We start from the raw sequence: 17,447 nt of genomic DNA on the forward strand, positions 1-17,447 counted from the left end.
GGTTGTCGTGCGGTGTCCGATCTCTCGGACACCTCCACTAATAAGACACTCCACGGCGGTTGTCAAGGACGCGGATCCGACCTGACTTTGGTCACCCGAGCCTGGTTTCGCAGCTTGTACTGCGCTGAGCTGCGGTGATGTGTTTGCGCGGGAGCGGTGTGAGGCACTAATTCGGTGCTCTACGCTCGGTCAGGTGGCGTGGGTGAGGCGGGTACGGACGGCCTCCGGGGCGACCGCGGTCCAGATCGCCGAGTCCGTGCAGGGCCATCGACGGATCGTGGCCCATGTCGGGTCAGCGCACACCGAGGCCGAGCTGGGCCTGCTGGTCGAGCAGGCCCGTGGGCTGATCGACGACGCTGCACAGCAGGCCCTGGATCTGGGCGTCGCGCCGTCACCCCGGCGGGCCGAGCTGATCGCGCCCACCGCGGCCGGCGGTGCCACGCAGGAGGGGCTGTTCGGCCAGATGCCGCGGCGCGCCCCGAGCACCACAACCCGGCGGGTGGGTGCGCCGCAGGTGATCACGACCGGGTCGCGGGTGCTGTTCGACATCCTCGCCGAGGTCTACGCGGGCCTCGGGTTCGCAGAGGTCGCTGATGACACGTTCCGCGACCTGGTGATCGCCCGGATCGTCGAGCCCACGTCCATCCTGGACACCGGTCGGGTGCTGGCCGGTCTGGGCGTCACCGCGGCGAGCGAAAAGACGATGCGCCGCACCCTGCTGCGCTGCACCGGGCGCAGCTACCGCGACGAGATCGCGAGGGCCTGCTTCACCCACGCCCGTGGCAGTGGGGATGTGTCGTTGTGTCTCTACGACGTCACCACCCTCTACTTCGAGGCGGAGAAGGAGGACGACCTGCGCAAGGTCGGGTTCTCCAAGGAACGCCGGGTCGACCCGCAGGTCGTCGTCGGGCTGCTGGTCGATCGCGCAGGGTTCCCCCTCGAGATCGGCTGTTTCGAGGGCAACAAGACCGAGACCGCGACGATCCTGCCGATCATCGAGGCCTTCCGGGCCCGACACCAGCTGCCGGTCGAGCCGGGCGGGATGGTCGTGGTCGCCGACGCAGGGATGCTCTCGGCCGCGAACCTGCGCGACCTCGACGAGGCCGACCTGCGGTTCATCGTCGGCTCCCGACTCACCAAGGCCCCGGTTGACCTGGAGTCGCACTTCCACTGGCACGGCGACGCCTTCGTCGACGGGCAGATCATCGACACCCTCACACCACGCGACCGCCGCACCGGGCGCAGCGAGAACAGCCCGAAGGTCAAGGCCGAGCCCGTCTGGAACCCCAACCAGCATCCGGGATCCTGGCGGGCGGTCTGGGCCTACTCCACGAAGCGGGCCGTCCGGGACCGGCGCACGTTGACCCTGCAGGAGAACCGGGCCCGCGAGGTCATCGCCGGCGAGAAGCCCGCGCGCACACCGCGGTTCGTCAAGGTCACCAACGGCTCCCGCGCCCTGGACGAGGCCTCCTTGGCTCGGGCATACCGGTTGGTCGGGTTGAAGGGCTACGTGACCAACATCCCGGCCGGCGGCGCAGCGGCCGGGGAGATCATCGGCGACTACCACGACCTCTGGCACGTCGAGCAGTCCTTCCGGATGAGCAAAACCGACCTACGCGCCCGCCCGATGTTCCACCACCAACGCCAGTCCATCGAAGCGCACCTGACCATCGTGTTCACCGCCCTCGCAGTCGCCCGCGAGATCCAGAACCGCACCGGGCTCACCATCCGCAACGTCGTCCGCCAGCTCCGACCACTGCGCTCGGCCACCATCGCCATCAACGGCACCCAGCAGACCTTCCCGCCCGCCGTCCCCGCCGACAAACAGGCCCTCCTCGACGCGCTCCGTCAGCCCGCGGCGAAGCACTAAGACAAGTGACCGAAGTCAGGTCCGATACCGGGAGGCTTATTCAGGGCCCGTGAAATAACGATCTAGCCCGGCGTGTCGGGTTGGGCGACAGCCCGTCCATCGCGAAGATTGGTTTGTCGAATCAATCCGAGATGAATGGGCTGTCGCAGTATGTACTATACCACTGGCTTTCGGCGTGATGAGATTCAGGATCTTGCCGCTCTGGTGCATGAGCAGGATCAGCGGAACGCGACTGGCCTGCGACGGCCTTGGCCGCCGATTCTGGGATTGTTCTGGTCGGTGGTGATCACGTTGGCGTATCTGCGCGGGAATCGTGTGCAGTGGGAGTTGGCGGAAACCTACGGGGTGTCGCAGTCGACGGTCAGTCGAGCGATCGCGGGGGTGACACCGTTGCTGGCGCAGGCGCTGCGGAGTGTAGTTCCGACTGCGGAGGAGCTTCGTGCCGATCGGCAGTACATCATCGACGGAACCCTGCTGCCCTGCTGGTCATGGACCGCCGTACCAGGTCTGTGGTCGGGCAAGCATCGCACCACCGGCGTCGTCGTCCAGGTCGCAGCCACCCTGGAAGGGCAGCTGTCGTGGATCTCCGACCCGACCCCAGGCTCCCGACACGACCTACATTGCCTCGACCAATCCGGCGCCCTCGACCACCTCGCCACATACCCACCGATCGGCGATAAAGGCTACATCGGGCGCGGCATGCTCACCCCGTTCAAAAAACAACCCGGCCGGGAACTTCTCGACTGGCAGAAAACATTCAACAAGAGCCTCAACCGCACACGCGCCACCATCGAGCGAGTCATCGCCCATATCAAGTCGTGGAAAGTTCTCCACACAGACTACCGCCGACCCTACGCCACATTTAAAACGACGATCTCGGCAGTCATCGGACTCATCTTCTACGCACTTACCTGACGGAGCCTGAATAAGCCTCCGGGAGGCTTATTCAGGGCCCGTGAAATAACGATCTAGCCCGGCGTGTCGGGTTGGGCGACAGTCCGTCCATCGCGAAGATTGGTTTGTCGAATCAATCCGAGATGAATGGGCTGTCGCAGTATGTACTATACCACTGGCTTTCGGCGTGATGAGATTCAGGATCTTGCCGCTCTGGTGCATGAGCAGGATCAGCGGAACGCGACTGGCCTGCGACGGCCTTGGCCGCCGATTCTGGGATTGTTCTGGTCGGTGGTGATCACGTTGGCGTATCTGCGCGGGAATCGTGTGCAGTGGGAGTTGGCGGAAACCTACGGGGTGTCGCAGTCGACGGTCAGTCGAGCGATCGCGGGGGTGACACCGTTGCTGGCGCAGGCGCTGCGGAGTGTAGTTCCGACTGCGGAGGAGCTTCGTGCCGATCGGCAGTACATCATCGACGGAACCCTGCTGCCCTGCTGGTCATGGACCGCCGTACCAGGTCTGTGGTCGGGCAAGCATCGCACCACCGGCGTCGTCGTCCAGGTCGCAGCCACCCTGGAAGGGCAGCTGTCGTGGATCTCCGACCCGACCCCAGGCTCCCGACACGACCTACATTGCCTCGACCAATCCGGCGCCCTCGACCACCTCGCCACATACCCACCGATCGGCGATAAAGGCTACATCGGGCGCGGCATGCTCACCCCGTTCAAAAAACAACCCGGCCGGGAACTTCTCGACTGGCAGAAAACATTCAACAAGAGCCTCAACCGCACACGCGCCACCATCGAGCGAGTCATCGCCCATATCAAGTCGTGGAAAGCCCTCCACACAGACTACCGCCGACCCTACGCCACATTTAAAACGACGATCTCGGCAGTCATCGGACTCATCTTCTACGCACTTACCTGACGGAGCCTGAATAAGCCTCCGGAGAACCGTCGTCGCGAACCGGTTCCACCCACTCGACGTCGCCCTCCCCGATCACGGTTTCCTCCGGGTCGGGCTCGGGCGCGACGAGCCGCACCCGGGCGTCGGCGCCGGGACTGTAGAGCGACTCCGCCCCATCGGCCCACCGGACCCGGTACGGCGGCTCCCCGTTCTGTCCCAGCACGCCGAGCACCTCACCGAGTCGGGCGGTTCGCCCCAGCGTGGCGGACTCGACGACGATGTGGTCGCCCACGACTGCCTGCATCGTTCTCCACCTTCCTCCTTCTCCTGCGGTGCTCACCCTCGGGACCGGGGGCTCGGTGACGCGACGCCCCGGCACGGGCGCGGTGACCGGCCCCCGTCGCGATGGTCCGGGGCCGTGACCAGCGTGTCCAGTGCAGCCGACAGATCGGGGAACTGCCCGATCCGCTCCAGCACGGCGTGGGCCCGCACCCCGGCCCGTGCCGCGAGGTGCCCCGCACCGACGAGGTGGAAACCCACCCCGCGGCGCGCGGTCGCGTAGGTGGCGTGGCGCAGAGCGGACAGCCCCGGCGAGGGCGCAGCCGCGACCCCGGCCAGGTCGGCCAGGATGTGCCCGGCCCGCACACGGGCGTCGTCGAGCAGGGCGAGGCGGGCGTCGACCTGGCGCAGGATCCGCGCACCCGCTGTGGTGTCCAGGAAGCCCCACACCCGGATCCGATACACATCCGGATGCGGGGAGTCCACTCTGATCCGATCAACTCCCATCACAGAAGCCCTCCTTCTCGCACCCCTGTTCCGGCGATGTCCGCGCGGCACCCCGGTCCTCGCGGAACCGATCGCGCGGCGCTGTCACATCGCGTTCTCGACACAGACGAACCGATTCCGACGACGGCCCTATTCCTGGCGACGCACCATGGGGGGTCGATATCGAGGGGAACAGAGGATCGCGCCGACCATCTGCCGGGAACCGGAATCCGCGCACCGCACGCGGCCCTGTTCCTCGACACGGTCGGCGGACGACGGCTCGACGCGCGATCACGTGGCCCACCGGATCCCGTCGAGCCGCGCCGGGAGGGCGGACACCCGCACCGGAGGGACCGAGCACGGAGCCGGACCCGGAGCTGCGACGGTCGTGGGTCATGACGAGCGGACTACCCGGCTGCGCCGAGGGCATGCCGGCGGAGAGACCTCTGCTGCCCGGAGCGGACGACCCGGCCGACACCCCGGTCGGCGGTCCGACGTCAGCGGAGCGAGCAGAGCAGGCCGTGGAACGCGGTCCAGACGGCCTCGCTGTCCACCGTCCCCCGCGCCTCGGCCAGCCACAGGGCAGCCTCGTTCATCGCACCGGACAACAGCCTGGTCAGCGGCTCGACCGGCTGCGCCGCGATCACCCCGTCGTCGACGAGCTGCTGCAGCGACTCCGCCAGATGCCGCGCGGAGGTCTGCTCGTCCAGCCGCCGCCACTCCGCCCACCCCAGGACCGCGGGCCCGTCGATCAGCATGATCCGGGACAGCTCGGGGTCGTTCGACACCGACAGGAACGCCCGGCACCCTTCGACGAAGGAGACCCAGGAGTCCGCGTCGTCGGACACCGATGTGGCCACCCGGTCGGCGACCTCCGACTGGACCTGCGCGAGGACCTCGCGGAACAGGCCGATCTTGCCGTCGAAGCTGTGGTAGAGGGCCCCCTTGGTGACACCGGCGGCGGCCACGATCTCGGCCAGCCCGACCGCGCCGTAGCCACGCTGGGCGAACAACGTCCGCGCCTCCTGGATCAGCGCCTGGCGCGTCTGCTCCCGCTGCCGGACCCGCACTCCGGTCATCGACCCTCCCCGATTTCATGTACCGACGGTATGTGAACGTGCTACGGTCCCCTTGTACGTACCGATGGTACGCCAACTTCGACCAAGGAGTCCCGTCATGACCACCGTCGCGCCTCGCGAGCAGCGCGCCGGTACCCGCGAATGGCTCGGCCTCGCGGTACTGGCACTTCCCACCCTCCTCGTCTCGATGGACGTCAGCGTCCTGCACCTGGCCGGTCCCGCGATCACCCTGGATCTCGGCGCCACCGCACAGCAGATGCTGTGGATCATCGACATCTACGGCTTCATGATCGCGGGCCTGCTGGTCACGATGGGCAGCCTCGGCGACCGCATCGGGCGGCGGAAGCTGCTCCTGATCGGCGCGGCCGCCTTCGGCGTCGCGTCGATCGTGGCCGCACTGGCGACCAGCCCGGAGGCTCTCCTGGTCAGCCGGGCCGCTCTGGGGATCGCCGGCGCGACCCTGATGCCCTCGACCCTGTCACTGATCAGCGCGATGTTCGGCGACCCGCGCCAGCGCGGCATGGCGATCGGGCTGTGGGTCACCATGTTCTCGGTCGGGATCGCGCTCGGTCCGGTGATCGGCGGCGCGCTGCTGCAGGTCTTCTGGTGGGGCTCGGTCTTCCTGATCGCGGTGCCGGTCATGGCGCTGCTGCTCGTCGCCGGACCGCTCCTGCTGCCGGAGTACCGCGCCGACCAGGCCGACCCGATCGATCTGGCGAGCGTCGCCCTGTCCCTCGGCGCGATCATGCCCGTCGTCTACGGCCTCAAGGAGCTCGCGGTGGGAGGCAACGCCGGCATCGCCGCGATGGCGATCGTCGCCGGTCTGACACTCGGCGTCGTCTTCGCCCGCCGGCAGCGGCGCCTGACGACCCCGCTGATCGACCTCACCCTGTTCCGGAGCCGGGCCTTCAGCACCGCCGCCGTGGCCATGCTGCTGGCGATGTTCGTCGCCGGCGGCACCTACCTCTACGTGACCCAGTACCTGCAGCTGGCACAGGGGCAGTCCCCCCATGGCGGCCGGCCTCTGGCTGCTGCCCGCGGCGCTCGGGCTGATCGTGACCTCGATGGCCGCTCCGGCCCTGGCCGGACGCTTCGCGCCGGCCCACATCGTCGCCGGCGGTCTCCTGATCTCCATCGTCGGACACCTGATGCTCGCAACGGTCGGCCCGGAGACCGGACTGTGGGTGGCGGTGGTCGGATTCAGCCTGACCTACGCCGGTGGCGGCCCGCTGATCGCCCTGGGCACCGACCTGATCGTCGGCTCCTCCCCGCCGGAGAAGGCGGGCTCGGCGGCCGCCGTCTCCGAGACCGCGACCGAGCTGGGCATGGCACTGGGCGTCGCGGTGCTCGGCGCGCTCGGCACGTTCATCTACCGCACTCAGCTCGCGGGATCCCCTGTCGGAGGAGAGGCGGGAGGTGCCGACACCTTCGCCGGCACCGTGGAGGCTGCCGGCCGGCTCCCCGGCACGGAGGCCGGAGAGCTGGTCGCAGCGGGCACCCAGGCGTTCACCTCGTCGCTGTCGACGATCGGCCTGGTCAGTGCGGTGCTGTCCGCCGTGATGGCGGTGGCGATCGTGCTGGGTCTGCGCACCAGGAGCTGACCGGCTCGGCGCGGTGATCGGGCGACCCGCACCGATCACCGCTGCCGCCGCCGTATCGGACATACAGCTCGATAGGGCCCTGATAGCCCACACACCTACGGTCGGACGTACCGAACTCACCGCCCAGACCGGGCAGGAGTCCGATACGCCGTGGAGGCGCTGTGGGGGAGCTCGCGCACAGGGTGGTGGGTCAGGCGGAACCGTTGCCGGCCCGCCGCCCCGGGAACATCGGGACGTCGAGCCGGACGGAGTTCCCGGACCTGCTCGGCGAGCTTGTCCGGAGAGGACAGCTGTCCTACACCCGGACGTCGTTCGCCGAGGGGAGCACCGTGTACCGCGGACAGCACCCGTTCTTGCGGAGGAGGTCGGCGAACTGTACATCGGCGGTGCGGGGCTCGCCGTCGGCTACCACCGTCGAGCCGGACTGACCTCGATGCGATTCGTCGCCGACCCGACGTCCCCGCACGGCGGCCGCCTCTACCGCACCGGTGATCTCGCCCGGTCGTCCCCGGACGGGCGGATCCGGATCCTCGGTCGCTGCGACGACCAGGTCAAGATCCGCGGATTCCGGATCGAGCCCGGTGAGATCGAGCACGCCCTGGTGGGCGTTCCCGGAGTCGCCGAGGCGGTGGTGACCAGCGTCAGGAGCCCAGAGGGCAGCACGTCACTGGACGGTCACATCCGGCCCGTCGACGTGAGTCGGCCGCCGGACGCCGACCGGTTGCGCAGCAGCCTGAGCCGCGTCCTTCCCGGCTACATGATCCCGGCCCGCTTCCTGGTGCACGACACGTTCCCACGGACCCCGAACGGCAAGCTCGACCGTGCGGCCCTCGCCACGTCGGGCCGGCCCGCTGTCGGCGCGCATCAGCCGGCGACGACCGACGCGCTGTCCGACGACGACGCGGGCCCCACCGCACGGCTGATCGCCTCCGTGCTGGCCGATGTCCTCGGCCGCGACACGGTCGGTGTCCACGAGGACTTCTTCGCCATGGGTGGCGACTCACTGCGCGCCGTACAGATCGTCCTGCGGCTGAACGAGCAGCTCGCCACGGAGGTGCCGATCAACTCGCTGTTCGAGGTCCGCACGGTGTACGGGCTCGCCCGGATACTGGACAGCGGCGCCGATGCGACACCGATGCCCAGCCCCGCCGCCGGTGACGAGGCACGGCTCTCCGCGGCCCAGTGGCGACTCTGGCTGCGACACCGCGCCGACCCCGAGAACACTGCCGACGGCTCGGCCGTCGTCGTGCGGCTACCGGGGCCGTTCGACCGGGCGGCACTGGACACGGCATTGGACGGACTGTTCCGACGACACCCGATGTTGTGCACCCGCTACGAAGCCGACGCGGCCGGGCTGCCCGTCGCCGCCGTGGGCCCACCTCCCGGACCACCCCCGCTCGAGACGGCCGATCCGGAATCGGTCCTGGCCGCCGAGCTGGCCAGGCCCTTCGATCTCGCACACGAGCCGCCCGTACGGCTGCGTCTGGTCCGGCCGACCCCGTGCGCCGCGCCGTTCCTCTTGGCGGTCGTGCATCAGATCGCGGCCGACGAGAGGTCGCGTGCGCTGGTCACGTCGCAGTTGCGGGCGACGTACCGCGGTCGTGCAGTCGTCTCCCCCGCCCTGAGCTACAACGACTACGCGACATGGGAACGAGACCGCTCTGCGAGCGCAGGAGCCGCCCGGCACCGCGAGTTCTGGCGGACCACGCTGTCCGGCCCTCCACTCGCCGACCTCCCGCTCGACCGACCGCGTCGCGAAGTGCGGGACAGCCGATGCGCCGTGGTGCGGTTCTCCGTGTCGCCTCCCGCCATACGAGCGGTGCGCGACGCAGCCGGCGGCGACCAGCCGACCGGAGCACTCACGACCGTCGTCAGCGGCCTGAGTCGCTGGATCGACAGCACGACCGTGAACCTCGGCGTCGCGGTCGACGGCCGGGACCACCCGTCCCTCGACGACGTCGTGGGGATGATCGAGCAGACAGCGGTGCTGCGGCTCGATCTCGGGGAGCGTCCCACGTTCACCCAGCTGGCCAGGCAGGTCAGGGCACGTCGGGATGCCGCGACGGAGCACGCGGTCCTGCCGTTCGAGGACATGGTCGCGTCCACCGAGATCGAACCGACCAGCTCATCGGGACGCCACCCACTGTTCGACGTGTTCGTCGCGCTGCACGGCGCACCTGCCGACCCACCCGGGTTCGTTGTGCCCTTCCCGCCGCACACCCACTTCGACGTCACCATCCACCTCACCCAGCGCATCGATGACGGTATGGAAGGCGCCGTCGTCTACGCGAGGGACCTGCTCGACGAGGCGACGGTCCTGCAACTCGTCGACGCCTGCAGCACGGTCATGACCGAGGTCGCAGGATCCTCCGGGGAGGCCGCCGGATGAGCCGCCCGGATCACAGCGATCCGATACCCTCCGTCGATCTCGCCGACCCGCATCCGGCTCGAGCAGCCCTGGTGGACGGCGTGCTCTCGGGACTGCGGCCGGAGTGCTCCGTCTTCTGGCACGCGCCGAAGAGCAGGAACGGGTTCTGGGCCGTCATCCGTTACGCCGAGGCACTGCGCGTCTACCGCGACACAGCCACCTTCTCGGCCACGCACGGCATGACCCTGGACAGCCTGAGAGCGTGTTTGGAAATGGTGGGTGTGTCGGGATGGTCGACACGGCTGGGGTGCTCCATCGTGGTCGGCATGCAGGAACGACCGCGCCGGTACCCCTCGGACACCAGTGATGCCCAGTGGGTGGTGATCGAGCCGTTGTTACCGCCGCTCGCGCGGCGGGGGCGGCCTGTTGCTCATGCTCGTCGGGACGTGCTGGACGCGATCTTGTATGTCGTGCGGACCGGGTGTGCCTGGCGGGCGTTGCCGGTGGACTTCCCGCCCTGGCAGACCGTCTACTGGTACTTCAACCAGTGGGAACAGCAGAAGGTCACCGAGAAGATCCTCCCGGTCGTGCGGGGGCAGTTACGTATCGCCGAGGGCCGTGATCCGGAGCCGAGTGCGGGGATCATCGATTCCCAGTCGGTCAAGGGCGCCGACACCGTCGGCCAGGACTCCCGCGGCTACGACGCCGGGAAGAAGACAGGCGGACGGAAACGGTTCATCGTGACCGACACCCTCGGTCTGCTGCTGACCACGATGGTGTGCTCGGCCTCGGTACAGGACCGCGACGGCGCCAAGCCGATCCTGCTCAACCTCTACCTGCGCACCAGGGTGCGGTTCGTCTACGCCGACGCCGGCTTCGCCGGGCGACTGCTCGACTGGGCCGCCACGATCCTGCAGACAACGATCGAGATCATCCGCAAGCCACCCGAGCAGCGCGGATTCACCGTCCTCCCACGAAGGTGGGTGGTCGAACGGACCCTGGCCTGGCTCACCGCACACCGACGCCTGGCCCGAGACTACGAACGCCACCCCACCACATCCGAAGCCATGATCCGCTGGGCCGCGATCAACACCATCACCCGCCGCATCGCCCGTGGATACCCCGCCACCCGCCAGCAGAAACACACGACACCCTCAACCCACTAGAATTTCCAAACACGCTCTGAGACCCGACAAGGACCCGGCAGCCGGGATGATGGTGGAGGTGACCGACCCACCGGAGCACCGCAGACTTCGCCGCAGCGTCGGCGCCTTCTTCGCAGACGGAGCAGTCGGATCGCTGGAACCGACGATCGATCGGCACGTCCGAGAACTCGTGTCGGAGCTGGTGTCCGGACCGGGGCCGGTGGACGTCATGGTCGCGCTCGCATCGCAGGTCCCGACGCACGCCGCCGGACTACTGCTCGAGCTCCCCGCCGAGGACCTGAACTGGATCACGGCCCGCACCGCGCAGGTGTTCCTCTCCGGACCGAGCGAGGACGGCGCGAGCGATCTGCGCGTCGAGGCCGGTCGCGCGGACGACGAGCTGCTCTCCTACTTCGCGCGGTTGCTCCGCTCCCCCCGCTCGACGAACTCCGGTCTGGTCCGCCGTCTCGTCACGGGCAAGGGGAACCGGGAGGGGCTGAGCGTCGGGGAAGCCGTTCTCAACGCGCTGAACCTGGCCATAGGCGGGACCACGACCACTCGCAGCCTGCTCGGCAATCTGCTGCAGGTGTTGAGCACACGACCAGCCGTGTTGGCCGCGCTGAGGGCCGACCCGACGACTGTCCCGACAGCGGTCGAGGAGGCCGTCCGATGGGCCAACCCGGTACGGCACCTGGCGCGCGTCGCCGTCCGAGACGTCGAGCTGGGCGGCCGCGCCATCCGTGCCGGCGAGCCGGTCGTCGTGTTCCCACGGTCGGCGAACCGCGACGCGGACGTCTTCGAGCAGGCCGAGGAGTTCGACGTGTACCGCTACCCGAACCCACACATCGGGTTCGCCGCCGGCCCACACAGCTGCCCCGGGACCGGTCTGGCCCGGGTACAGATCCGGAGCGTTCTGAATCGTCTTGTGGATACCGTCGAACTCCTCGAGCCGGCGGGACCGGCCGAGCTCATGCGGTCGAACTTCCTGCACGGCTACGCGCGGTTGGGCCTTGACCCCGGATCTTGGACACGGTGGTTGATTACGCGGCTGTGGCTGTGACGGTAGCCGGGAGGGCCTGTTCGTAGGTGTTCGGGGACAGGTGCTGGCAGTAGGAGTGCCGTCGGCGGGTGTTGTAGCGGGTCAGCCATCTGAAGACCTGCCGTCGGCAGGTGGCCGCGTCGGGCCAGCAGGTGTTGTCCTGGAGGACCTCGCGTTTGACGGTGGCGTTGAACGACTCGGCCAAGGCGTTGTCCGCCGACGACCCGACCGCGCCCATGGAACGGGTCACCCCGAGCCGGTCGCAGAGCTCGGCGTAGGCACTCGAGGTGTAGACCGCTCCGTGGTCGCTGTGGAAGACCGCCCCGCGCAGCGACCCACGAGCCCGTTCCGCGGCGTGGAGCGCGTCGTTGACCAGGTCGGTGCGCATGTGATCAGCCAGGGCCCAGCCGGCGAGTTTGCGGGAGCAGCAGTCGATCACCGTGGCCAGATACAGGTTCGTCCCGCCTGCGAGGGGCAGGTAGGTGATGTCACCGACGTAGACCTGGTTCGGTGCTGGGGCGGTGAAATCCCGCCTGAGCAGGTCGGGCACCGTCTGCCGGGGCTGCTCGACGATCGTGGTGTGCACGCGGCGTCGGCGGCGGTAGCCGGCGATCCCGGCCGCGCGCATGACCCGCGCGACGCGTTTGTGGTTGACCCGATCGGCGGCGGCGACACCGTCGTTGAGCTCTGTGGTGGCCCGCGGCGCACCGATGGTGTTGTCGCCGTCATGGATCGTCTGGATCCGCGCCACCAACACCGCATCACCAGCGGCCCGCCGCGCCCGGACCGGGGCCGCAGCCAACCAGGCGTAGAACGACGACCTCGAGACGTGCACGAGCTCGCACAACCGCTTCACCTCGAAGGTGTGCCGGTGGTCAGCGACGAACTGGAAGCGGGTCACCAGCGCGTCTCCCCCGCGAAATACTTGGCCGCCCGCTGCAGGATCTCCCGCTCGGCGGTCAGCTTCTTCTCGCTGATCTCGAGTTCACGGACCCGGGCCTCGAGACGGGCGATCTTCTGCCTCGGTGGTTCCTCCCCACCCAGGCCCGACCCCGGCGTGGTACGCATGGGCTGTACCGGGCTGGGGCAGCTACTGCCATCAGCTGCGGTCTTGTTCCCCGTGCCGTGGATCGTGAGCCAGTCCCGCAACGTGCCCCGCGCGATGCCCAGGTCGTCGGCGATACCACGGACGGTGGCACCCGGGGTGGACTCATACAGATCAACAGCCTGCCGACGGAACTCGTCGGTGAAACTCTTCCTGGCCATGATCGCTGGATCATCTCGCTTCCCCAGCAGTGCTGGAATCAGCGTGTCCAAGATCTGGGGTCAAGCCCCGTTGCCGCTGCGCATCGTTCCGACCCGGATCTGAGCCACACCGCGGCGGCACGACGAGCGCCGGATTCGCGGGACAACCGTCGGCCATGACCGCGGCCTACCGTCGGATCATGGCGCGCCGGTCAACCTCGCAGCGGATCGCACCCGCCCTGCCTCCCACCACACCCTACGAGGACGCCGTACTCGGGATCCTCGCCGAGACGCTCGGTCGCGACGTCGAGGTCGACGACGCACTGCTGACGCTGACCGATCTCGGGCAAGTGCCGGGCGTCGTCGCTCGGATCCGCCGGACGACCGGGGTGGACGTGCCGGTCGCGGACTACGTCGAGGCACGGACGGTCGCAGGACTGGCCGCCGTCGTCTCGGCGCGGTCGCGCACCGCGCGTGCTGCTGCCCGACCTCCCGAGCTCCGCGCCCGGCCCGCGGAACCGGACACGATCCTCTCGTTCGACCAGTATCGGCTGTGGATGGAGAACCAACTTCTCCCTGGGCCGATCTACAACGTGCACGGACGCAGGCGGATCACCGGGCCGCTCGACACCGCGGCGATCCAGAGGAGCATCTGCTCGATCATGACGCGGCACGAGTCGCTCCGCACCCGTTTCACCGCGGAGTCCGGCGAGCCTCGCCAGATCGTCGACCCGCCGGATCCGACATGGCGCATCCGGTTCGAGGACGTGCGTGACCGCGCCGAACCGGATGTCGCAGCTCGCATCGTCCTCGACGAGGAGCTCACGACCCCCTTCGACCTGACCACCGGCCCGCTGCTGCGGTGCGTGCTGATCCAGCTCGACGACGACGTACACGCGCTCGGCGTCACGATGCACCACATCGTCTCCGACGCGTGGTCGATCGGCCTGTTCATCAGGGAGTTGACCGCCCTCTACGAGGCGGACGGTGACACGGAACGCGCCGGGCTGGCGCCCTTGCCGGTGCAGTACCGCGACTACGCGGCGTGGCAACGGGACTGGCTCACCGGTGACGTACTCGAGAGCCAGCTCAGCCACTGGCGTACCCACTTGGAACAGGCACCGCGTGCCCTCGCGCTGCCGACCGTGCAGCGGCGGACCGGTGACATGCGCGCGGAAGCCGGCCAGGTGACCGAGGTGCTCCCCACCGAGGAGACTGCTGCCCTGCACGAACTGTGTCGTGAACAGGGCGTGACGTCGTTCATGGTGCTCTTCACCGTGTTCACGACGGTGCTGGCTCGGTGGAGCGGACAACACGACATCGTGGTGGGGGTCCCGGTCGCCGGCCGGACGACGAGCGTGTCCGACCGCCTGATCGGCTTCTTCGTCAACCTGCTTCCCCTCCGCGCCGACCTCTCGGGCTCGCCGACCTTCGCCGACCAGCTCGAGCGCGTCCGGCGCGTGGCACTCGACGCCTACGCACACGCCGAGGCACCGATGGACGAGCTGGTACGCGATCTGGACATCGTCCGCGACCCACGTCGCACCCCGCTCTTCGAGGTCGTACTGAACGTCGTCGGGAACCCGGAGGCCGAGCAGGTACCGACGCTGCGCATCGAGCCGATCGACACACCGTCCCTGTTCAGCCGTTTCGACCTGAACCTCACCGCTCAGGAAGCCGGTGGGGCGCTCCGGTTCGCGCTCGACTTCCCAGCCGATCGGTGCGACGACGCGACAGGGCGCGCCCTGCTCGGGCAGATGCGCAACCTGCTGCGTGCCGCCGTCGCCGACACCTCGGTGCGGTTGCTCGACATTGCCGCAGAACCGGACGCCGAGCCCGGTCCGAACGAGCCCGCCCCGGCGCCGGCGCCGGCCCTGGCACTCGACCGGCACGCCACCGACGGGAACAGGGTCGCGGTCGTCGACGCCAGAGGACGGTGGACCTACCGGTGGGCCGCCACCGCCGCGCGTCGGGTTGTCTCCGAGCTGTCTACGCACCCGGGCAGCGCCCTGACTCGTCGGGTCGGCGTGGTTCGGAGACCGACAGCGTCGTTCCTGGTCACGCTCGCCGCGGTGGCCGGCACCGGCGCCGACGTTCAGGTCATCGAGACCGACGACCCGGCCCTCACCCGACCACTCGGTCTCACGCACGTTCTCGACCCGTGTCCACAGGGCGGCGTCCCGGCAGCCGGAACGGTCGATCTCAGCGCAGCGGTGGCCGACGACGGCACATCCGAACCCGGCGGCGCAGCATCTCCGGCAGCAGGGCGCGACTGGGCAACAGGTCGCTTCGGCCTCGGTCCCGCAGACCGCTTCGTGATTCTCTCTCACCGCCCCGGACACCTGATGTCCGCGCTCTGCACGGGATTCGACGCGGGCGCCACGATCGTCGTTCCTGACCGGCCGTTCGGCACCGACGCCGCCGGGCTCGCGGACTGGCTGCGCGAGCAGGAGGCCACGGTCGTCTACGTCGACCCGCCGGTGCTTCGCGCACTCGCGGCCACCGGGCGCCGACTCCCCGACCTACGCTGTGTTCTCGTGGAGAACGACGGTTCTCTGCTGCCTCATGACGTCGAGGCCCTGCGCGGCATGGCCGAGGACTGTCGGTGTGTCGGCTTGTACCGGGTGGCCACCGACGGCCGTCCCAGTGCCTGGTTCGACGTTCCTCACGACATGCACGTCGCCACCGCACCACTGCGCGTCCCGATCGGGACCCCGGCCGCGCCGGTCACGCTGCGACACCCGTCAGGCCGCTCCACCGCGGTCGGCGAGCCCGGTGAGATCTGGATCGGACCGGAGCCGACCGGCGATCTCGCGCGCCGGCGCCCAGACGGGACCCTGGAGCTCGCAGGCCGCGTCGGCACGCAGCCAGGAATCGACCCTGCCGAGATCGTGTCATTCCTCCGGGACGCCCTGGGCGTGCAGGACGCGCTGGTCATCGAGACGACCGCAGGATCTCCGCCGGATCTCATCGCCTACGCCGCCGGAGGCACCTCTCGGCCGGACGTCATCGCGCTGCACAACCATCTCCGGACACGGCTGCCGGAGCATCTCGCGCCTCGCCGCATCGTCGTGCTCGACTCATTGCCGCGCACTCCGTGGGGTGACTACGACCTGCGCGCACTGCCCCGTCCAGCAGGGGACGACGACGGTCCGAGCCATGCCGCGCCGCGCACCGAGATGGAGCGACAGCTGGTCGCGATGATCGAAGAGCTGCTCTCGCTCACGAACGTCGGTGTGCACGACAGCTTCTTCGAACTCGGCGGCTTCTCCATGCTCGCGACTCGGCTCGTGGCCCGCGTCCGCGATGCGTTCGGCGTGGAGGTCACCGTACGGGACGTGTTCGAATCACCGTCCGTCGACGAGCTGGCCCCACGAATCGTCCGCGCGCAGGGCGAGCTCGCGGGCTCTGAAGTGTTCGAAGCGCTGCTCGCCGAGATCGAGGAGTCCGCGGGAAACGCCTGACCGCACAGCCCCGGGTCGAGCACGGCGGCGGTCTGCACGGCGAGCTCGTCGTCCACTCCGAGCGGTCCTGGGCCGAGCCCATGACGCCGACTCCGGAGGCGGAGTCATCGGCACAGAACCCACTCCCGTCTGCCATCACGGCACCGATGATGCCCGCCTCCAACCAGGCCGTGGCCCGGCTGCTGGGACGACATCGCCTGCCGGTCACGAGCCGCACACGGCCGGACGCCATCGTCAGTCCCTCGAACCCACAGCCGCACCAACCCGATCCCGTAGCCGAGTTGGTCTGCGATCCGCCTTGCCGCGATCGTGCCCCGGTTCGGCACGCAGGGTGCGGACCATCCGTACCGCGACGGCCGACTCCGGAATGCTGCTGGAGCACATCTCCAGGACGACATCTTCCCGGTCCTCGACCGCTAGGCCATCGGCTCACGCAGTCGCAATCGAGGGAAGTGAGTCGACAAGGCCATCGAGCAACGCGGGGTCCGACCGGTCCCGGCGGGGCTCGATGCCCCTCGGCACGCCCGAACCCGGCAGCTCCCACCACACGCCCCGGCTCCAGCACGTCCACAGCCCGATACCACTCCCGCAACGGCTCACGAAGCCGCGCGTGCAACTCGAAACTGCGCCGCAACCTCGCCCGGTCGCCAACCCCTTCCGCGACCGCAACGTCGACAGATCAGAGACCGACACCAGCACGAGATCGGCGAACCCCAGCCGACCGGTCCCGAACGCCCGGCGCACCGCGCGCAACTCGTGATCCCACCGGTCGATCGGGCCCGCTCCGACCCGCGCCAGACACCAGCTGTACTGCAGCTTCAGCGGGTCGCTGTCACACACCGCGACACCACCATCCGCGTCGATCGACCTGGCCGCCGCCCAGCGATTCGCGTGCACCCCGACCCAGTAGGCCGCTTGGGCTTCCCGATCCACACCGTCGGGCTCGTGCCCTGTCGGGCCGTACTCCGGGACCACCTGGCCCTTCCCCGAACCGCGCACACCACGTCGACTTCCCCGCCGCACTGGGACCCTCGACAACGACGATCATGGCGGGCCAGCCTCCCGCACATA

11 protein-coding genes and 2 pseudogenes are annotated in these 17,447 nt (G+C 69.0%); 9 read left to right on the top strand and 4 right to left on the bottom strand.

Annotated features, from left to right (window positions below):
• Nucleotides 1-193: 193 nt before the first annotated feature.
• The 3 genes from KPL57_RS62095 to KPL57_RS62105 all read left to right on the top strand — a co-directional run bounded on the left by KPL57_RS62095 (nucleotide 194) and on the right by KPL57_RS62105 (nucleotide 3,691).
• Nucleotides 194-1,870, top strand: coding sequence for an IS1634 family transposase (locus tag KPL57_RS62095; protein WP_226359096.1), 1,677 nt, complete (start codon nucleotides 194-196; stop codon nucleotides 1,868-1,870).
• 150 nt (nucleotides 1,871-2,020) lie between these two features.
• On the top strand, nucleotides 2,021-2,785 hold the full coding sequence (locus KPL57_RS62100; protein ID WP_226350834.1) for a transposase family protein: 765 nt from the start codon (nucleotides 2,021-2,023) through the stop codon (nucleotides 2,783-2,785).
• Between the two features lie 141 nt (nucleotides 2,786-2,926).
• On the top strand, nucleotides 2,927-3,691 hold the full coding sequence (locus KPL57_RS62105) for a transposase family protein (RefSeq protein ID WP_226359097.1): 765 nt from the start codon (nucleotides 2,927-2,929) through the stop codon (nucleotides 3,689-3,691).
• Here KPL57_RS62105 and KPL57_RS71415 read toward each other — a convergent pair.
• The 3 genes from KPL57_RS71415 to KPL57_RS62120 all read right to left on the bottom strand — a co-directional run bounded on the left by KPL57_RS71415 (nucleotide 3,684) and on the right by KPL57_RS62120 (nucleotide 5,514).
• The gene (locus KPL57_RS71415; protein ID WP_308253404.1) at nucleotides 3,684-3,974 is read right to left on the bottom strand and encodes a DUF1918 domain-containing protein; all 291 of its coding nucleotides are present in this window, start codon (nucleotides 3,972-3,974) and stop codon (nucleotides 3,684-3,686) included. The genes KPL57_RS62105 and KPL57_RS71415 overlap by 8 nt on opposite strands.
• A gap of 32 nt (nucleotides 3,975-4,006) precedes the next feature.
• The gene (locus KPL57_RS62115; RefSeq protein WP_226359098.1) at nucleotides 4,007-4,399 is read right to left on the bottom strand and encodes a hypothetical protein; all 393 of its coding nucleotides are present in this window, start codon (nucleotides 4,397-4,399) and stop codon (nucleotides 4,007-4,009) included.
• Between the two features lie 533 nt (nucleotides 4,400-4,932).
• Nucleotides 4,933-5,514, bottom strand: a complete 582-nt coding sequence (locus KPL57_RS62120; RefSeq protein WP_060712267.1) for a TetR/AcrR family transcriptional regulator — start codon at nucleotides 5,512-5,514, stop codon at nucleotides 4,933-4,935.
• A gap of 187 nt (nucleotides 5,515-5,701) precedes the next feature.
• Here KPL57_RS62120 and KPL57_RS71420 point away from each other — a divergent pair.
• The 5 genes and pseudogenes from KPL57_RS71420 to KPL57_RS62140 form a co-directional block, all read left to right on the top strand.
• A pseudogene (locus KPL57_RS71420) lies at nucleotides 5,702-6,457 on the top strand (MFS transporter); the annotation flags it as partial.
• Nucleotides 6,458-6,524: 67 nt separating this feature from the next.
• Nucleotides 6,525-7,115 (top strand): hypothetical protein, encoded by a 591-nt coding sequence (locus KPL57_RS71425; RefSeq protein ID WP_308253417.1) that lies wholly within the window; start codon nucleotides 6,525-6,527, stop codon nucleotides 7,113-7,115.
• 433 nt (nucleotides 7,116-7,548) lie between these two features.
• Nucleotides 7,549-9,504, top strand: coding sequence for a condensation domain-containing protein (locus tag KPL57_RS62130; RefSeq protein ID WP_374203974.1), 1,956 nt, complete (start codon nucleotides 7,549-7,551; stop codon nucleotides 9,502-9,504).
• Between the two features lie 251 nt (nucleotides 9,505-9,755).
• Nucleotides 9,756-10,665: pseudogene (locus KPL57_RS62135) on the top strand (IS5 family transposase); the annotation flags it as partial.
• Between the two features lie 30 nt (nucleotides 10,666-10,695).
• The gene (locus tag KPL57_RS62140) at nucleotides 10,696-11,688 is read left to right on the top strand and encodes a cytochrome P450 (RefSeq protein ID WP_226359101.1); all 993 of its coding nucleotides are present in this window, start codon (nucleotides 10,696-10,698) and stop codon (nucleotides 11,686-11,688) included.
• Here KPL57_RS62140 and KPL57_RS62145 read toward each other — a convergent pair.
• A protein-coding gene (locus KPL57_RS62145; protein ID WP_226359102.1) for an IS3 family transposase occupies nucleotides 11,669-12,933 on the bottom strand; the annotation gives its coding sequence in 2 pieces (ribosomal slippage) (nucleotides 11,669-12,582 and nucleotides 12,582-12,933; 1,266 coding nt in all). The genes KPL57_RS62140 and KPL57_RS62145 overlap by 20 nt on opposite strands.
• Nucleotides 12,934-13,088: 155 nt before the next feature.
• Here KPL57_RS62145 and KPL57_RS62150 point away from each other — a divergent pair.
• Nucleotides 13,089-16,376 (top strand): condensation domain-containing protein, encoded by a 3,288-nt coding sequence (locus KPL57_RS62150; RefSeq protein WP_226359103.1) that lies wholly within the window; start codon nucleotides 13,089-13,091, stop codon nucleotides 16,374-16,376.
• The last annotated feature ends 1,071 nt before the right edge of the window (nucleotides 16,377-17,447 follow it).

Source organism: Pseudonocardia sp. ICBG601, assembly GCF_020496245.1.

Coding starts and splice junctions, on each gene's coding strand:
- KPL57_RS62100 (WP_226350834.1), top strand. CDS start 2,021: ATGTACTATACCACTGGCTTTCGGCGTGATGAGATTCAGGATCTTGCC.
- KPL57_RS62105 (WP_226359097.1), top strand. CDS start 2,927: ATGTACTATACCACTGGCTTTCGGCGTGATGAGATTCAGGATCTTGCC.
- KPL57_RS71415 (WP_308253404.1), bottom strand. CDS start 3,974: ATGCAGGCAGTCGTGGGCGACCACATCGTCGTCGAGTCCGCCACGCTG.
- KPL57_RS62120 (WP_060712267.1), bottom strand. CDS start 5,514: ATGACCGGAGTGCGGGTCCGGCAGCGGGAGCAGACGCGCCAGGCGCTG.
- KPL57_RS71425 (WP_308253417.1), top strand. CDS start 6,525: ATGGCGGCCGGCCTCTGGCTGCTGCCCGCGGCGCTCGGGCTGATCGTG.
- KPL57_RS62130 (WP_374203974.1), top strand. CDS start 7,549: ATGCGATTCGTCGCCGACCCGACGTCCCCGCACGGCGGCCGCCTCTAC.
- KPL57_RS62140 (WP_226359101.1), top strand. CDS start 10,696: ATGATGGTGGAGGTGACCGACCCACCGGAGCACCGCAGACTTCGCCGC.
- KPL57_RS62150 (WP_226359103.1), top strand. CDS start 13,089: ATGACCGCGGCCTACCGTCGGATCATGGCGCGCCGGTCAACCTCGCAG.